This window comes from Streptomyces sp. NPDC093591 (assembly GCF_044764885.1).
GTDB lineage: Bacteria > Actinomycetota > Actinomycetes > Streptomycetales > Streptomycetaceae > Streptomyces.
Window position 1 is genome coordinate 1 of sequence record NZ_JBIWIY010000037.1, and the last position, 16,756, is coordinate 16,756.

The window sequence follows — 16,756 nt, forward strand, 5'->3', positions numbered from 1 at the left end:
CCCCGGGGGGCGCGGGGGGGCCGGGGGGGGGGGGGGGGCCCCCCCCCCCCCCCCGGGAGGCGGGGTCGAAGGGGCAGCGCCCCTGGAGGATGGGACGGGTAGGGGCGGCGGGGGCGAAACCCTCCCCACACCGCCCCAGCATCGGCCCCCGCCCCCAAACCCCCAGCTCACTCCCCATTGTCAGTGCCACCCCCTATCGTCCGAACCCATGACGACCCCGCGCCCCACCACCGACCTCTCAGCAGACGAAGCCCGCCGCATCACCTTGAGAGCCCAAGGCTTCCTCGGCACCCCCAACCGCAGGTCCGGCGTCCGCGGCATCCTCCGTCACCTCGGCGCGGTCCAACTCGACACCATCTCGGTCCTGGCCCGCTCCCACGAGCTCATCCCCTACGCCCGCCTGGGCGCGGTAGCCCGCAAGACGATCGAGACCGCCTACTGGACACCGACGACATCCACCACGTCCACTGACGCACCCCCGTCACAACCGCCCCACCCCCACGCCTTCGAATACTGGTCCCACGCCGCCTGCATCCTCCCCATCGAGGAATGGCCCCACTTCGCCTTCCGCCGCCGCGCCTACCGAAACCGCCCCCACTGGAACCACGAACTCCCCGACGGCGCCTACGACCAGGTCATCAAGCAGCTCCGCACCGAAGGCCCCCTCACCGCGACAGAACTGGGCGGCGCGAAGCGGACCAGCGAGTGGTGGGACTGGTCGGGTTCGAAGGTCGCCGCGGAACGCGCCCTGATGTACGGCGAGGTGGTCTGCGTCGAGCGCCGCGGCTGGAAGCGCGTCTACGACCTCGCCGAACGCGCCATCCCGCAGACACTGCTGCACGACGAGTTGGACGACACCGAGTGCCTGCGCCGCCTGGTCCGCCTGGCCGGCCAGTCCCTCGGTGTCGGCACACGCGCGGACATCGCCGACTACCACCGCCTCAAGGGCGAGCAAGTGGACGCGGTGATCGCCGACTCAGGCCTGGTCCCGGTCACGGTCGAGGGGTGGGGCAAGCCGGCCTGGGCGGACCCCGCGGCCCTGGAGACCCCTCCGCGCGGCCGCCACCGCACGACGCTCCTGTCCCCGTTCGACTCCCTGATCTGGGAACGGGCACGCACGGAGCGCATCTTCGGCTTCACCCACCGCTTGGAGGCCTACGTCCCCAAGCAGAAGCGGGTCTACGGCTACTTCGCGATGCCGGTCCTGGCCGGCGGCCGCCTCGTCGGCCGCGTGGACCCCGCCCGCGAGGGCAGCACGCTGGTGGCCAAGCAGGTCACCTTGGACGGCCCGAAGGCGGTCCCCGCGGTTGCCCAGGCACTGGCCGAGGCGGCGAGCTGGGTGAACTGCACGGACGTACGCGTGGAACGGGTGGACGCACCCCACCTGCGGGAGCCGCTCGCCAGCGAGCTCACCCGCATAGTGGCGTGACCCTCAGAAGCCCGCCAGGACCCCGCCCGGGCCCTCCAGGATCCACGCCCGTCAGGACGGCCAGGACGGCGTAAGCCCCCTCAACGGATCTCGAGAATCTTCTCCCGCATCGCATACACCACGGCCTCCATCCTGGAGTGCAGCTGCAGCTTCTCCAGGATGTTGCGCACATGGTTCTTCACGGTGTTCTCGGAGATGAACAACTCCTTGGCGATATCGCGGTTGTTCATCCCGGTGGCGACGAGTTTGAGGACCTCCAGCTCACGGTCCGTCAGCCGCGGCGCGGGCACCAGTCGGCGCTCATCCGTCCGCTGGATCATCGACTTGAACTCGGTGAGCAGTTTCGACGCCATGGACGGACTGATCTGCGACTGTCCATCGGCCACCGCGCGAATGGCGGTGGCCACCTCGTCCGTGGAGATCTCCTTGAGGAGATAACCGGTCGCGCCCGCCTTGATCGCGTCGTAGAGGTCGGCCTCCTCGTCGCTGATCGTCAGCATGATGATCTTCGCGCTGGGGGCCACCTCCTTGATGGAGGTGCAGGCCTCGATCCCGCCCCGCTTGGGCATCCGAACGTCCATCAGGACGATGTCCGGCAGCAGGTCCGCGGCCTTGTCGACGGCCTCCGCGCCGTCTCCCGCCTCCCCCACGACCTGGATGTCCTCCTCGGCCGCGAGCACGATCTCCAGTCCACGGCGGAACAGGGCGTGGTCGTCCACGACGAGGACTCTGATCGGCTCCTTGCGTGGAGAGCCCGCGTCCGGGCCCATGCCGACGACGTCACCGTCGGCATCCTCGTCCCGCATCGGTCCGAAGCTGTCCGCCATCGTTCCTCCCCCTGAAGGCTGTGGCTGGTCGTTTGCCATCGCCAACCCAAGGCAACGGCCCACCGGTTGGGCCGGTAGCGGCCATGATTTCATGCCCGACCGACACTGCGGTGACTACCGGGGCGCGAAGTGGTCGCACACCGGTGCCCCTGGGGGCGCACACGCGCTCCAGGGGCACCGGCTCAGCTGTCAGCCGGGTGGGTCAGCCGCCCAGCGTGCCACCAGCCGCGGGAGACTGCGCCTGGGCGACCATCGGGTCCGTGTTGAGGTGGATGACCCCGTAGTCGTAAGCGTGCCGCCGGTAGACGACACTCGGTTCCTTCGTCTCGGAGTCGACGAAGAGGTAGAAGTCGTGCCCGACCAGCTCCATCTCGTAGAGGGCCTGGTCGAGGGTCATCGGGGAGGCGACGTGCGTCTTCTCGCGCACGATGAGGGGGCCTTCGCCCTTTACTTCCAGCGAGCCGATCTTCTTGGTGGGAACTCCGTCCGGCTCTTCTTCCTGGAAGGTGTGGCCGTTGCCGTTGAGCGTCGCCGCGCCCGGAACGTGGTCGGGGACCTCGGCCGCCGTGAGTCGGCGTGCACCTCGGCGCGAGAAACGCTTGTCGTGCTGCTTGCGCAGCCGGGCATCCAGCTTCTCCGCCGCCAGGTCGAGCGCCGCGTACGGATCGCTGGCCGCTGCCTCCGCCCGGATCACCGGACCGCGGGAGCGGAGCGTGATCTCCACTCGATCACTGCGGTCGGCCTGTCGGGGGTTGGGCTCCTTGGACACCTCGACGTCGAGGCTGATCACCTTGGCATCGAGCCTCTGGATCTTCTCCAGCTTCAGCTTCTCGGCCACGTGCTTGCGGAACCGCTCGGGCACCTCGGTCTTGCGGCCCTTGACGACGATGTCCACGCAGAACTCCGTTCCCGGATCACTCCGCTCCATCGGCGGAGCATCTCCCTTTTGCACCAGGCTCCGGTGAACCCCGGAACCTCGGACTCGGTGACTTCCACCTCCTCCTCCCCCATGGGCAAGATCTCCACCCCATCGCCGCGGCTGATTGCGTAAAACCCGCAGCACGGCATTCGGATATGGCAGGGATGGCCTGCGCCTTTCCCTCACAACCGAACATATCTCGCCCGGACGGATGTCGTCACCCTCTACTCCGGCGTACCTCCGTTCAGGTGAATTGACCCTCTCGTTACCTGCAACGATGCAAGTTCGCAGTCAGTTCCGGTTTATTTCGAAAGAATCCGGCGACGCAGCGACCACGGCCGCGCAGATCACGTCACCGGCCCGTCCGGCGCCCATGATTCCCGGCCCCTGGCACGTCCGCCGCACAGCGCCCTCCATCGCTCCAGCTCTCCGTTCCCATGTGCTTTCCCGAGTTCCCGCCCCGTACACAGCGGTTCTCCCGTCACCACTCGCTCCGAACTCCGCGCTCACCCATCCATACGCGCCCACCGCCTCCGTCGTTCCGCCGTACCCGCCCGCTGCCTCAGCCGTGCCCCTGCCGACCTCCGTGCCCGCCGCCCTGCCGTACACGACCGACCGCACCGCGCAGCCGTGGGCTGCCGACTCGGCCGTACGACTGCGCGTGTCCGCTCTCCCCGGGCTGCGAGGGTCCGCTTCCCCTGGGCTACGGGGCTGCGCCCCCTCCGGCCCGCAGGACTCTGCTTCCTCAGCCAAGGCCGCCCGCACAGCACGCGCAGCCTCCGCCAGGGACGCGCCCGTCGTCATCAGGTCGTCGACGAGCACGACCGCACCGCCCGCGAGCATCCGGCCGCCACCGGGAGCCACCGTCAGCGCGCCGGCGAGATTGTCCAGCCGCTGCCGCGAGTTGAGCCCGGCCTGATCGGCCACCGCACGTCTCTGCCGCAGCACGGCGAGCACCCGCGCCGGTGTCCCGGCCCGCCGCAGCTCACCCGCGGTCGCGAGGGCGATCCGCCGCGCCGGATCATGCCCCCTTGCCCGAACCGCCCCTCGCGCGGACGGAACGGGTACGAGCAGCACCGGCGCACCGGCACTGCCGAACCGCCCCACCCCGTCGGCTCGCACCTGTGAACCCCGGGACCGTACGGCCCGTACGGACGCCCCGTCTCCGTACATCCGTGCCTCCCGCAGCCCTGCTCGCACGGCTCCCGCCAGAGCCGTCCCGAGCGGTGCCGCGAGCGCCAGCGCCCCGCGTTCCTTGTGGGCCAGCAGCACAGCCCGCACCTCGTCCGAGTACCGTGCCGCCGCGTGCACGACCGGCAGCCCGGACGGCTCCGGCACCGGTCGCACCCGGCTCGGTACGCGCCCGCTCAGGACGGCACGGCACTCCGGGCAGAGCACCGTGCGAGGCCTTGCACAGCCTCCGCACTCAGCCGGCAGCACCAGGTCGGTGAGGTCCTGCCACCACCCCCGCATGCCCACCACTGTGCCAACACCCGCCCCGACCGACCACCCCTGTGGATAACTCCCTGTGGAAAACTCCAGCACCGGCGCGCAGCCACCCACATCTGCCTCGGACCAGCGCCGGAAGCCCACCGTCGGGCTCCCCCCACCGGAATTCCACGAGCGGGTTCCACCGCGGGATTCCCAGCCGTCAAAACGGAAGCGGCCGCTTCCGGCCGGAGTCCCCCCGGCCGAAAGCGGCCACCACGCTCATAGCCTCGAACCTCAAGGGCCCGGCCCGGACAAAACCTCACCCCGGATAAACCGGCGCCGTCCCGTCCGTCACGATCTTCTCCCACTGCGTCCCGGACGGCAGCCTTACGATCCCGTCCTCCGAGTACCCGACCAGCGGCAGCTGTGCGTCCTCGGACGCGGTGATCTCCTTGACGCCGCTGAGGGCCGCGGGCGCCGGCTCTTCCGGCGTGGAGCCGTCGACCTGGACGTACCGCATCGTCTGCACGCCACCCTGCTCACGCCCGACCACCACGAGCCGGCTGTCACCTGCCCACGACATGGCGGTGACCTCCTCCAACTGCGGTGTCGCGGAACGCAGTTCGTGCACCGAGACGGCCGAGCGCTCCCCCGCCTTGCCGTCCTCGCTCCGTTCGATCCGCCCGATGAGCAGCGACGACTTGTCCCCCTGCTCCACCACGAGCGCGATCCGCACCCCGTCGGCGGCCACCCGTACGGACTCGATGCGCCCCTCCAGCCCCGGCGGCGTCTTCACCACCAGGGGATCGTCCACGCCCTCCTTCAGCAGGAGCAGCCGAGGATTGTCGGGGTCACGGTCGGCCACCCACAGGTCGCCCTGGGCGTCCCAGCTGGGCGCCGACAGCCGCTCATCCGCCGTCGGGCCCGCGCTGGTCAGCTCCGGCTCCCCGAGCGGACCGCCCGACACCAGCGCCCCGACGTACAGCTCCTTGCCGTTGAGGCCGACCCCGGCAGCCATGTCCTCGTCACGCGACACCGCCACCGATCCCAGCTGCGCATCGCCCTCACCCAGGGCGCCCGGCACGGGGTCGGGTGTCGTGTCCTTGGTCGCGGCGGCCAGCCGTACGAGCCGGTGCTTGGCGTCGAGGAAGTACAGGTAGTCGGCGCGCTCCACCGACCCGCGCGTGGCGACTCCCTCCGCGTCTCTCTCCCCGAGCGTGCACCGCTGCCTGCCGCCCGCCTTCAGCTCGACCTCATCCACCGTGGGGGTGAGGTTCTGCAGGGTGAACAGAAGCTGGGCCGCCATCTCCTTGCACTGGGCCAGGCCGACCCGGGCCGCCTTGTCGTTCAACGACACGGCCAGGACGTTCTGATCATTGGGCGTCAGGGAGGTGACGCCGTCCTTGAGCGCCGCACCTGTGGGGAAGCTCGACCTGACCACCGGGTCGAGCCAGCTGGTGGGCCCCGCGAGCAGGGAGCGCACTGTCTGCGTCATGGGGTCCACGTTCCTGCGCACGTAGACGGGGTCGGCGACGGCCGCCGTGTGCGGGGAGGTCCCGAGCGTGGTGTTCGTGGCGAAGTAGTACTTGTCGACGGACATGTAGTTGCGCTGGAAGTCCGACTTGCCCATGACGACGCCGCGCGGCGGCACGTCGATGCGCCACTGCTTCGTCTTCTTGTCCCGGGTGAGGTGCATCGGCTCGCTGTAGTCCCCACTGGCGGGCGCGTACGACTGCTGCGCGTCGACCGTGGCGACCTTGGTACCGGACAGCGTGTACGAGAGGTTGTCGGTCTCCTCCCGGCCTCCCACACGTTCGGCTTCGGCGCCCGGTCCGTCCGCGAGCACCGTCGTGGACAGCAGGGGCCGCCACTTGGCCGACGCTTCCTTGGTCAGGTACTTGCGCGCTATCTCATAGTTCGGGTCGTCGCTGGTCAGTGCCTCCAGGAAGCCCGACAGGATCTCCGACGACGAAGCGTCCTCGTGCGGCGGATTGGCGAAGACCCGCACCTGCGCGTCCTGGCGCGGCGTGGACTCGACGCCGCGCAGATCGCCGCTGTCCGGCATCGAGGCGCACCCCGCCAGCAGTACGGCTCCACAGGCGGCGTACGCCACCGCGCGCCCCGGCATGCGCCGGGCTCCCCCCTCGCGGTCAGCGCCCACGAGATGCCTCCCCATGCTTGCTCGACTCCCCGCCCTGCTCGGCCTCCTCGCTCGGCGGCCCGTCCACACCGGGCGTGTCGTCCTGTCTCCGCGCGCCCGAGGCGGGCCTGGGGACCACCCGCGCGCCGTTGCCGGGCAGCGCGGTCGGATCGGCTTTGGGAAGCGAGGTGGCGCCCAGACGCGGCGCGATCGGGTCCCTCGACGGCATCGAGGGCCCTTGGTTCCCCGTCGGCTGCGCCGGCACCGTCGCGGCCTTCTCACCGCCGCCGGACGGCAGACCGGCGTCATCAAGTCCACGATTGCGGCGCGAGTCCTTGGGCTCCAGAGGTATCGGCGAGCCCCGAAGCGGCTCGTCCGCGGTCCGCGGCAGCGTCAGCCGGAACTGCGAACCGCCCCCCGGCTCGCCCCACGCCTGCAGCCAGCCGCCGTGCAGCCGCGCGTCCTCCAGCGCGATGGACAGCCCCAGACCCGTACCGCCCGTCGTACGCGCGCGTGCCGGGTCCGCCCGCCAGAAGCGGCTGAAGACACGGGTCGCCTCGCCGGGCTTGAGCCCGACGCCGTAGTCGCGCACCGCGACGGCGACTGCCCCACCCGCCGCCGCGAGCTTGACGACGACGTCCTTGCCCTCGCCGTGCTCGACGGCGTTGACGACGAGGTTGCGCAGCACGCGTTCAACCCGCCGCGCGTCGGCCTCGGCGACGATGGGCTGCTGGTCTCCGACGATGCGTATCTGGCTGCCCTTGCGCTCGGCGAGCGGCTCAGCCCCACTGACGACGCGCCGGACGACCTCCCTGAGGTCGATCGGCTCCGCCTCCAGCGCCGCCGCGCCCGCGTCGAAGCGGCTGATCTCCAGCAGGTCGGCGAGCAGCGACTCGAACCGGTCCAGCTGGTCGGCGAGCAGTTCCGCCGACCGCGCGGTCACCGGATCGAAGTCCTCCCGCGCCTCATGTATGACGTCGGCGGCCATCCGTACGGTCGTCAACGGCGTCCGCAGCTCGTGCGACACGTCGGACACGAACCGCCGCTGCATCCGCGACAAATCCTCCAGCTGCTGGATCTTCAGCTGGAGGTTCTGCGCCATCTTGTTGAAGGCCTCGCCGAGCCGCGCGATGTCGTCCTCGCCGGTGACCTTCATCCGTTCCTGCAGCCGCCCGGCGGACAGCCGCTCGGCGATCCCGGCCGCCATCCGCACGGGCGTGACGACCTGGCGCACCACGAGCCAGGCGATGGCCCCGAGGAGTACGACGACGAAGAGTCCGGCGGTGGCGAGCGTTCCCTTGACCAGGCTCAGCGACTTCTCCTCCTGGGTGAGCGGGAAGAGGTAGTAGAGCTGGTACGGGTCGCCGTTGGGGTCGTTGACCTGCTTGCCGATGACCAGGGCCGGCTGCGACTCCTTATCGGCACTGCGGTTGTAGACGATGCGGGTATAGCTCTGGAACGCGCCCGTACTGCTGTCGATCCGCTCGCGCAGGTCCTCGGGCACGCTCACGGTGGGATCCACCTCACCGGAAGCACGCCGTGCGCGCCCACCGGTGTCGCCGCCCGCGGAGGTCGGGAGCGACACCACGGCGAAGGCTCCCTGGCCGCCGCTGGAGAGCGAGGAAACGAGGTCACCCATCCACGGGCTGACGTTCTGCTCGGCCCGCCCGTCCACCGTCCCGCCGTCGTCGGCGGTCCCGGCGGCGGCCTCGTCGGCCCTTTGCTTGGCCGCCGCGAACCCGCCGGTGGCCTGGCTCTGCGAGGCCTTCACCTTGGCGTCCAGCAGGCCATTACGCACCTGCCCGATGACGACGAAGCCCAGCAGCAGCACGACACCGAGCGACATCAGCAGGGTCGTGACAACGACCTTGAGCTGGATGTTGCGCCGCCACAGCCGCATGACGGGCAGCAGCGGTCGGCGCACCCAGCGCAGCACCAGACGAAGAACCGGGCTGCCCTGAACTCCGCCCTGCAGCAGCCCGCCCTCGAGAAACCGTCCCCAACGGGAGCCCGACGTCTTCCGGCCGACAGGCCGCTCCGGACGGGCCCCGGTCCGACCGGGGGCCGAAGCGGCACTGTCCCCGGACATGTCAGCTCGGCCCCGCCTTGTAGCCGACACCACGAACGGTCACCACGATCTCCGGCCGCTCCGGGTCCTTCTCGACCTTGGAACGCAGGCGCTGCACATGCACGTTGACCAGACGAGTGTCGGCCGCGTGCCGGTAGCCCCACACCTGCTCCAGGAGCACCTCACGCGTGAACACCTGCCACGGCTTACGGGCCAGCGCGACCAGCAGATCGAACTCCAGCGGCGTCAGCGCGATCGACTGCCCGTCCCGCTTCACGGAGTGCCCGGCCACGTCGATGACAAGATCACCGATCGCGAGCTGCTCCGGCGCCGGCTCCTCCGACCTCCGCAGCCGCGCCCGGATCCGAGCAACCAGTTCCTTCGGCTTGAACGGCTTCACGATGTAGTCGTCGGCGCCGGACTCCAGGCCCACCACGACATCGACGGTGTCGCTCTTCGCCGTCAGCATCACGATCGGCACGCCGGACTCCGCCCTGATCAGACGGCACACCTCGATGCCGTCCCGACCGGGCAGCATCAGGTCGAGCAGCACCAGATCGGGCTTGCTCTCCCGGAATGCGGCCAACGCCTTGTCGCCGTCGGCTACGAAAGACGGCTCAAAACCTTCACCACGCAGCACGATGCCGAGCATCTCGGCCAGTGCGGTGTCGTCGTCGACGACAAGGACTCGTCCCTTCATGAATGCCATCATCCCATTCTCATAACAGTGGCGAAGGCAGTGGTGAGATAGGTCACCGGCCAGTGACCTTAGTCGTACGCAGTCCCTACTGTCTGCCCTCGTCCACATCACAGGGCGTGACTCAACGGGCGGGTAGGGCCCGCCTTGCCCGCCCGACTGATTCCGACCCCTACCTCACAAGCTCTACGTCAGCTGCCGCGACCTGGCACAGAGCTCGGCCAGCGCCTCAGCTGTCACGGGCGACGCGGTTCCCTCCTCGGTGACGATCGCCGTCACCAGCTCGGGCGGCGTCACGTCGAACGCCGGGTTGTACGCCTGGGTCCCCAGCGGCGCCACCGGAATCCCGCCTCCCGGTTCCGCCCCCGCCACCGGCGCGTGGGGCGCCACGACCTCGGTCACCTCGAATCCGGGCCGCTGCTCGACCTCGATGGACGCCCCGTCCGGCGTCTGCGGATCCACCGTCGTCAGCGGCGCCACCACGATGAACGGCACATGGTGGTAGCGCGCGAGCACCGCGAGCGGATAGCTCCCCACCTTGTTCGCCACCGATCCGTCGGCCGCGATACGGTCCGCGCCGATCAGCACCGCGTCCACCTCTCCGGCGGCGAACAGGGACCCCGCCGCGTTGTCCGTGAGCAGGGTGTACGCCATACCGCTGCGCGCCGCCTCGTACGCCGTCAGGCGAGCCCCCTGCAGCAACGGCCGCGTCTCGTCCACCCACAGCCGCCTGAGCCGCCCGGCCCGGTGCGCCGCGAGCGCCACCGCGAACGCCGTACCTTCCCCGCCCGACACCAGCGCCCCGGTGTTGCAGTGCGTGAGGATGCGGTGCCCACCACCTGGCAGCAGCTCGTCCAGCAGAGCCAGTCCCCGCTCGGCCATCCGGGAGCTGGCCTCGGCGTCCTCCTGGTGCAGCGCCCGCGCCGCGCCCAGCGCCGCAGCGGCGGCCTGCTCGACATCCCCGCTCTTCGCGAGCTCGGCCCGGTACGCGGACTGGGCCCTGCGCACACCAACGGCGAGGTTCACCGCGGTGGGCCGAGCGCCCGCCAGCGACTCCGCGGCGTCGTCCACGTCGAACCCTCGCGCGGCGGCGAGCGCGACGCCGTACGCCCCGGCGATCCCGAGCAGCGGCGCCCCACGCACGGCGAGCGAACGGATCGCCTCCACCAGCGCGGGCGCGTCCGTACAGACCAGCTCGACCTCCTCGGCCGGCAGCCGCGTCTGGTCGAGAAGGACCAGTACGGGGCCTTCAGGTGGTTCGTCCCATCGGATCGCCGGTATCTCGATCGGCCTGCTGTCCTCGCCGGATTGCGCGTACTGATCAGCCATGTGGCCAGTCTGCCCTTTGTCCGGCGGACAATTGAAGGTGTACAGCCCACACCGCGGCCGGTACCTCGCCGACCACCCCATGGCACGATGGCTGCCAACCTGCCACCGCGACCGCGGACGGGCACCGTGAAGGAGCGACGATGAAAGACACTCCGGGCTGGGCCTCGCCCGGATCCGCCCCGTCCGACGGGCAGGAACCCGGCACGTCCGGGACGTCCGAGCCCGCAGACCGTCCCGACTCCGCGCAGGAGGCAGGACCGGACCCACAGGGCCCCGGCCCGAAGTGGTCCAAGGAGCAGCCGCCACCCGGTCAGTGGTCCGCCCCGACAGGGCCCCAGCCTCCGGGCCAGGCCCCGCCGCCCCCACCGCCCGGCCCCGGCTGGGGCGCTCGCCCTCCCGCCGGCCCGGGCGGATACGGCAGCCACGGCGGCCACGGCGGCGGCCACCAGGGCTACGGCGCCCCGGGCGGATACGGTGCCTGGGGAGGCGGCTGGGGCGGTCCTCCGCCCGCGGCCAAGCCCGGCGTGATCCCGCTGCGCCCTCTCGGCGTCGGAGAGATTCTCGACGGCGCGGTCTCCACCATGCGCACCTACTGGCGCACGGTCCTGGGCATCTCCCTGACCGTCGCGATCGTGACGGAGATCCTCGTCATCCTGGTCCAGGGCTTCGTCCTGAACGACCTCGTCAGCACCGAGGCCCTCAACGACCCGAACGCCACCGTCAGCGAGCTGACCCGCGCCACAGGCGACGCCCTGCTCAGTTCCAGCGTGCTCCTCCTGATCTCGGTGATCGGCGCGATCATCGCGACCGCACTGCTGACGACGGTTACGAGTCGCGCGGTCCTCGGCAAGTCGGTGAGCACCGGCGAGGCCTGGCGGGACGCCCGCCCTCGGGTGCTGCCTCTCTTCGGCCTGCTCTTCCTGCTGCTGCTCATGGTCTTCGGCCTGGTGCTCGCTGGCGCTGTGCCCGGCATCCTCGTGGCTGCCACGGGCTCCGGTGACGCGGGTGCGGCACTCGCTGTCCTGGGCATCCTCGGCGCCGGCATCGTCGCACTGTGGCTGTGGTTCCGCTTCTCCCTCGCCTCGCCCGCTCTGATGCTGGAGAAGCAGGGCATCGTGAAGGCGCTGAGCCGCTCCGCGAAGCTGGTGCGGGGCTCCTGGTGGCGCGTCTTCGGCATCCAGCTGCTCGCCACGATCATCGCGAACATCCTCGCGGCGATCGTCGTCATCCCCTTCACTTTCCTCGCCGGTGCGCTCAGCGGCGACGGCGCCACCACCTTCCTCAACGGCACCACCGAGTTCGGCTGGACGTTCCTCATCATCAGCGGCATCGGTTCGGTGATCGGCTCCATGATCACCTTCCCGATCACGGCCGGCGTCACCGTCCTGCTCTACATCGACCAGCGCATCCGCCGCGAGGCTCTCGACCTCGAACTGGCCCGAGCCGCCGGCGTCCAGGACTACGGCACCGGCACCCCGGGGAGCTGAACCGGTGAGCCTGGCGGGGGGAGTTCTCACAACGACGTCGGCACTGCCGGACGTGGCCGTACGCGCATCTCTGCGCTTCGGCGACATGTCCGTCCTGTCGCTGGCGGCGGGCTCCGACGACGAGCCGCCGCTGACGACCCCACGTGATCCCGCGCGGGAAGCGGCACGGCGCGAACTGTCGAAGCACATGTACCACGAGAACGAACCCAGTTGGTTCCAGCGCGCCCTGGACACCTTCTGGGACTGGGTCGAGGACTTGTTCAGCAGTGCCTCGACCGTGACGCCCGGGGGCCCGCTCGGCCTGATCGTCGTCATCCTGGTCGTCCTGGCGGTCCTAGGCGCCCTCTGGTGGCGCCTAGGCACCCCGCGCCGCCAACCCACCTCCTCCGCCGCCCTCTTCGACGACCGCCCCCGCAGCGCCGCCGAACACCGAGCCGCCGCCGAAGCACACGCCGCCCAGGGCCACTGGAACCAGGCCGTCCAGGAACGCATGCGCGCCATCGTCCGCTCACTCGAGGAACGCGCGCTCCTCGACGTCCGGCCCGGCCGCACCGCCGACGAGGCCGCCGCCGAAGCAGGCCGCTCACTGCCCTCCCACACGAACCCACTGCGTGCCGCTGCCCGGGACTTCGACGACGTCACATACGGCGGACGGACCGCGACCCAACCGGCGTACCAACGCATCGCCGAACTCGACCGCGCCTTGGAGAGCACCAAGCCACAGCTCGCGAGCAGCACCCCCAGCACGGCCCACAACGCCCGCCAGGGAGCCCCCGAATGACCACCGAGGCCACGCTCCCGTCCACCTCGGCTTCCCCCACCCCGCGCCAGGTGTGGACCCGCACGCGAGGTGTTGTCCTCGCCGTCGTGCTCCTGCTTGCGGCGGCCGTCGTGATCGCCACGATCCGCTCCGACGCCCGGCACGGTGCCCTCGACCCACGCTCCGCCGACCCCAGGGGCAGCCGGGCCGTCGCCGAACTCCTCGCCGACCGCGGCGTGGACACACGCATCGTCACCACCCTGGACGAGGCACGCGCCGCGTCCACCGCGGACACCACCCTCTTGGTTGCCACTCCCGACCTGCTGACGCACCGTCAACAGTCCCGGCTGCGCTCGGCGACTGCAGGTTCCGGCGGCCGTACCGTCCTCGTCGCCCCCGGCAGCTGGTCCGTCGAAAGGCTCGTCCCCGGAGTCACCGCGGATCCCGCCACCAGCCTCGACTCGGAGCTCTCCCCCGACTGCGCCCTGCCCGCCGCCCAGCGCGCGGGCACCGCCGACCTGGGCGGCGTCCGCTACACCACCACCCACCTCGACGCCGACCAGTGCTACCCCAGCGAGCGCCTGGCCACCCTCCTGCGCGTCCCGGAGACCACCGGGGACGGCGACTCCATCGTTCTCGGCGCGCCCGACATCCTCTACAACGACCACCTCGACGAGCAGGGCAACGCCTCCCTCGCCCTCCAACTTCTCGGCTCCCGCCCCCACTTGGTCTGGTACCTCCCCTCGCTCTCCGACACGTCGGCCGCCGACGCGGACGACGAACGCAGCTTCTTCGACCTGATCCCTTCGGGCTGGATCTGGGGCACCCTGCAACTCTTCATCGCCGCAGCCCTGGCCGCCCTCTGGAGGGCACGCCGACTCGGCCCGCTGGTGCCCGAAAAGCTCCCCGTGGCGATCCGCGCCTCCGAAACCGTCGAAGGCCGCGCCCGCCTTTACCGCAAGGCCAATGCCCGCGACCGCGCGGCCGCCGCTCTTCGCTCCACCACCCGCACGCGCCTCGCCCCCCTCGTAGGCGTCCCCGTCTCCCAGGCGCACGCGCCCGAGGCCCTGCTCCCCGCCCTGTCCGCCCACCTCCACAACCACGGAGACGGACAGACCCTGCACACTCTCCTCTTCGGCCCGCCGCCCAGCGACGACACGGCCCTCATCGCCCTCGCCGACCAACTCGACGCCCTCGAAAGAGAGGTACGCCGTCCATGATGGACCCGACCACTGACAACGCCGGGACCACCGGGGACCCGGGCACCGCCCGCGCCTCCCTGGAAGCCCTGCGCGCCGAGATCGCCAAAGCCGTGGTCGGCCAGGACCCCGCTGTGACCGGCCTCGTCGTCGCCCTCCTCTGCCGCGGACACGTTCTCCTAGAAGGAGTCCCTGGGGTCGCGAAAACGTTGCTCGTCCGCACCCTCGCATCCGCACTCGAACTCGACACCAAGCGCGTCCAGTTCACCCCCGACCTCATGCCGAGCGACGTCACGGGATCCCTCGTCTACGACACCCGCACCGCCGAGTTCTCCTTCCAGCCCGGCCCGGTCTTCACCAACCTCCTCCTCGCCGACGAGATCAACCGCACCCCGCCGAAGACCCAGTCGTCCCTGCTGGAGGCCATGGAGGAACGCCAGGTCACAGTCGACGGCACCCCTCGCCCGCTCCCCGAGCCGTTCCTCGTCGCCGCGACACAGAACCCGGTGGAATACGAGGGCACGTACCCCCTCCCCGAAGCCCAGCTGGACCGTTTCCTCCTCAAGCTCACGATCCCGCTGCCCTCCCGCCAGGACGAGATCGATGTCCTCACCCGTCACGCCGAGGGCTTCAACCCGCGCGACCTGCGCGCCGCCGGCGTACGCCCCGTGGCAGGCCCAGCAGATCTGGAAGCGGCACGCGCCGCGGTGGCCAAGACGACGGTCTCCCCGGAGATCACGGCCTATGTGGTCGACATCTGCCGGGCCACCCGAGAATCACCGTCCCTGACCCTGGGCGTCTCCCCACGCGGCGCGACGGCCCTCCTGGCCACCGCCCGCGCATGGGCCTGGCTGACGGGCCGCGACTACGTCATCCCCGACGACGTCAAGGCACTGGCCCTCCCCACGCTCCGCCACCGTGTACAACTCCGCCCCGAGGCCGAGATGGAAGGCGTCACGGCCGACTCCGTCATCAACGCGATCCTCGCCCACGTCCCCGTCCCCCGCTGATGGCACTCACCGGACGCGCCGCACTCCTCGCGGCCCTAGGCTCCCTCCCCGTAGGCATCTGGGACCCCAGCTGGATGGGCCTCCTCGCGGTCAACGCACCCTTGGCCGCGGCCTGCGCCTGCGACTTCGCCCTGGCAGCACCCGTACGCCGACTGGGACTGACCCGTTCCGGCGACACCTCCGTACGCCTGGGCGAGACAGCGGACGTCACTCTCACGATCTCAAACCCATCCCCACGCCCCCTCCGCGCCCACCTCCGCGATGCCTGGCCACCCAGCAGCTGGCAGCCAGGCACGGAGGTGGCGTCATCTCGCCACACAGCGACGGTCCCCGCCGGCGAACGCCGCCGCATCACCACCCGCCTACGCCCCACCCGCCGCGGCGACCGCCAGGCCGACCGCGTGACAATCCGCTCATACGGCCCCCTGGGCCTCTTCTCCCGCCAGGCCACCCACAAAGTTCCCTGGACGGTACGCGTCCTGCCCCCCTTCGCAAGCCGCAAGCACCTGCCCTCCAAACTGGCCCGTCTGCGCGAACTCGACGGCCGCACCAGCGTGCTCATCCGCGGCCAGGGCACAGAATTCGACAGCCTGCGCGAATACGTCCCCGGCGACGACACCCGCTCCATCGACTGGCGCGCCACGGCCCGGCAGTCTGCGGTCGCAGTACGCGCATGGCGCCCCGAACGCGACCGCCACATCCTGCTCGCCTTGGACACCGGCCGCACCTCGGCAGGACGCGTCGGAGACGCTCCACGACTCGACGCCTCCATGGACGCGGCACTACTCCTGGCCGCCCTCGCTTCCCGAGCCGGCGACCGCGTAGACCTCCTTGCCTACGACCGCCGAGTACGCGCGCTCGTCCAGGGCCGCACAGCAGGCGACCTCCTCCCCTCCCTGGTCCATGCGATGGCCAATCTCGAGCCGGAGCTGATCGAAACGGACGCGCGAGGCCTGACAGCCATGGCACTCCGCACTGCGCCCCGCCACTCCCTGATCGTGCTCCTCACGACCCTCGACGCAGCCCCCATCGAAGAAGGCCTGCTCCCGGTCCTGTCCCAGCTCACCCAGCGCCATACGGTTCTGCTGGCATCAGTAGCGGACCCTCACATTGCGAACATGGCAACCGCACGTGGAAGTACGGACGCCGTGTACGAGGCCGCAGCAGCCGCCCAAGCCCAGAGTGACCGCCACCGCACTGCGGAACAACTTCGCCGACATGGCGTCACGGTCGTCGACGCGACGCCGGAAGAACTCGCACCGGCACTGGCAGACACGTACCTGGCCCTCAAGACAGCGGGCCGCCTATAGGTAGGGCATGGCGGCGCTCTCCTTAGGGAGCCCCTAATCGCTACTCAAGAACCACAAATGCAGAAAGCCCCCGTGCCGGTATCCCCGGCCGGGGGCTTTCTCAAAATTTGTTCGGCGGCGTCCTACTCTCCCACAGGGTCCCCCCTGCAG

At 70.5% G+C, this 16,756-nt stretch carries 13 protein-coding genes; 6 read left to right on the forward strand and 7 right to left on the reverse strand.

Annotation, left to right across the window (positions count from 1 at the left end):
* The first annotated feature begins 208 nt into the window (after positions 1 to 208).
* On the forward strand, positions 209 to 1,429 hold the full coding sequence (locus tag ACIREI_RS44995) for a winged helix-turn-helix domain-containing protein (protein ID WP_403346129.1): 1,221 nt from the start codon (positions 209 to 211) through the stop codon (positions 1,427 to 1,429).
* A gap of 80 nt (positions 1,430 to 1,509) precedes the next feature.
* Here the strand turns inward: ACIREI_RS44995 and ACIREI_RS45000 are convergent, their stop codons facing one another.
* From ACIREI_RS45000 to mtnA, 7 genes are all read right to left on the reverse strand, one after another.
* Positions 1,510 to 2,256: a response regulator transcription factor gene (locus ACIREI_RS45000; RefSeq protein ID WP_062156068.1), complete on the reverse strand. Its 747-nt coding sequence runs from the start codon at positions 2,254 to 2,256 to the stop codon at positions 1,510 to 1,512.
* A gap of 202 nt (positions 2,257 to 2,458) precedes the next feature.
* Complete coding sequence (gene hpf, locus ACIREI_RS45005; protein ID WP_383459002.1) at positions 2,459 to 3,151, reverse strand: ribosome hibernation-promoting factor, HPF/YfiA family; 693 nt, start codon at positions 3,149 to 3,151, stop codon at positions 2,459 to 2,461.
* A gap of 315 nt (positions 3,152 to 3,466) precedes the next feature.
* A complete protein-coding gene (locus ACIREI_RS45010; RefSeq protein ID WP_403346131.1) occupies positions 3,467 to 4,648 on the reverse strand; it encodes a ComF family protein in 1,182 nt (393 codons plus the stop codon).
* A gap of 277 nt (positions 4,649 to 4,925) precedes the next feature.
* On the reverse strand, positions 4,926 to 6,767 hold the full coding sequence (locus tag ACIREI_RS45015) for an LpqB family beta-propeller domain-containing protein (protein ID WP_403346133.1): 1,842 nt from the start codon (positions 6,765 to 6,767) through the stop codon (positions 4,926 to 4,928).
* Positions 6,757 to 8,835 carry an MtrAB system histidine kinase MtrB gene (gene mtrB, locus ACIREI_RS45020; RefSeq protein WP_403346135.1) on the reverse strand — a complete coding sequence of 693 codons (2,079 nt, stop codon included), beginning with the start codon at positions 8,833 to 8,835 and terminating at the stop codon, positions 6,757 to 6,759. The genes ACIREI_RS45015 and mtrB overlap by 11 nt, the downstream gene beginning before the upstream one ends.
* 1 nt (position 8,836) lies before the next feature.
* Entirely contained in the window at positions 8,837 to 9,526 is a 690-nt protein-coding gene (gene mtrA, locus ACIREI_RS45025; protein WP_199812060.1) for a two-component system response regulator MtrA, read from the reverse strand.
* A 171-nt stretch (positions 9,527 to 9,697) separates the two neighbouring features.
* Entirely contained in the window at positions 9,698 to 10,840 is a 1,143-nt protein-coding gene (mtnA, locus tag ACIREI_RS45030) for an S-methyl-5-thioribose-1-phosphate isomerase (protein WP_403346138.1), read from the reverse strand.
* Positions 10,841 to 10,980: 140 nt separating this feature from the next.
* Between mtnA and ACIREI_RS45035 the strand changes: the two genes are divergently transcribed.
* The 5 genes from ACIREI_RS45035 to ACIREI_RS45055 are packed head-to-tail and all read left to right on the forward strand — an operon-like array spanning position 10,981 to position 16,606.
* Complete coding sequence (locus ACIREI_RS45035; protein ID WP_403346140.1) at positions 10,981 to 12,327, forward strand: glycerophosphoryl diester phosphodiesterase membrane domain-containing protein; 1,347 nt, start codon at positions 10,981 to 10,983, stop codon at positions 12,325 to 12,327.
* 4 nt (positions 12,328 to 12,331) lie between these two features.
* Positions 12,332 to 13,108, forward strand: coding sequence for a DUF4129 domain-containing protein (locus ACIREI_RS45040; protein ID WP_403346142.1), 777 nt, complete (start codon positions 12,332 to 12,334; stop codon positions 13,106 to 13,108).
* Positions 13,105 to 14,307, forward strand: coding sequence for a DUF4350 domain-containing protein (locus ACIREI_RS45045; RefSeq protein WP_403346144.1), 1,203 nt, complete (start codon positions 13,105 to 13,107; stop codon positions 14,305 to 14,307). The genes ACIREI_RS45040 and ACIREI_RS45045 overlap by 4 nt, the downstream gene beginning before the upstream one ends.
* A complete protein-coding gene (locus tag ACIREI_RS45050) occupies positions 14,307 to 15,296 on the forward strand; it encodes an AAA family ATPase (RefSeq protein ID WP_403346146.1) in 990 nt (329 codons plus the stop codon). The genes ACIREI_RS45045 and ACIREI_RS45050 overlap by 1 nt, the downstream gene beginning before the upstream one ends.
* Positions 15,296 to 16,606, forward strand: coding sequence for a DUF58 domain-containing protein (locus tag ACIREI_RS45055; protein ID WP_403346148.1), 1,311 nt, complete (start codon positions 15,296 to 15,298; stop codon positions 16,604 to 16,606). The genes ACIREI_RS45050 and ACIREI_RS45055 overlap by 1 nt, the downstream gene beginning before the upstream one ends.
* The last annotated feature ends 150 nt before the right edge of the window (positions 16,607 to 16,756 follow it).

Bases quoted from the DNA above. Each gene is read 5' to 3' on its own strand.
- mtrA (WP_199812060.1), bottom strand. From the start codon at position 9,526: ATGATGGCATTCATGAAGGGACGAGTCCTTGTCGTCGACGACGACACC.
- ACIREI_RS45045 (WP_403346144.1), top strand. From the start codon at position 13,105: ATGACCACCGAGGCCACGCTCCCGTCCACCTCGGCTTCCCCCACCCCG.
- ACIREI_RS45000 (WP_062156068.1), bottom strand. From the start codon at position 2,256: ATGGCGGACAGCTTCGGACCGATGCGGGACGAGGATGCCGACGGTGAC.
- ACIREI_RS45055 (WP_403346148.1), top strand. From the start codon at position 15,296: ATGGCACTCACCGGACGCGCCGCACTCCTCGCGGCCCTAGGCTCCCTC.
- ACIREI_RS44995 (WP_403346129.1), top strand. From the start codon at position 209: ATGACGACCCCGCGCCCCACCACCGACCTCTCAGCAGACGAAGCCCGC.
- ACIREI_RS45010 (WP_403346131.1), bottom strand. From the start codon at position 4,648: ATGCGGGGGTGGTGGCAGGACCTCACCGACCTGGTGCTGCCGGCTGAG.
- mtnA (WP_403346138.1), bottom strand. From the start codon at position 10,840: ATGGCTGATCAGTACGCGCAATCCGGCGAGGACAGCAGGCCGATCGAG.
- mtrB (WP_403346135.1), bottom strand. From the start codon at position 8,835: ATGTCCGGGGACAGTGCCGCTTCGGCCCCCGGTCGGACCGGGGCCCGT.
- ACIREI_RS45050 (WP_403346146.1), top strand. From the start codon at position 14,307: ATGGACCCGACCACTGACAACGCCGGGACCACCGGGGACCCGGGCACC.
- ACIREI_RS45035 (WP_403346140.1), top strand. From the start codon at position 10,981: ATGAAAGACACTCCGGGCTGGGCCTCGCCCGGATCCGCCCCGTCCGAC.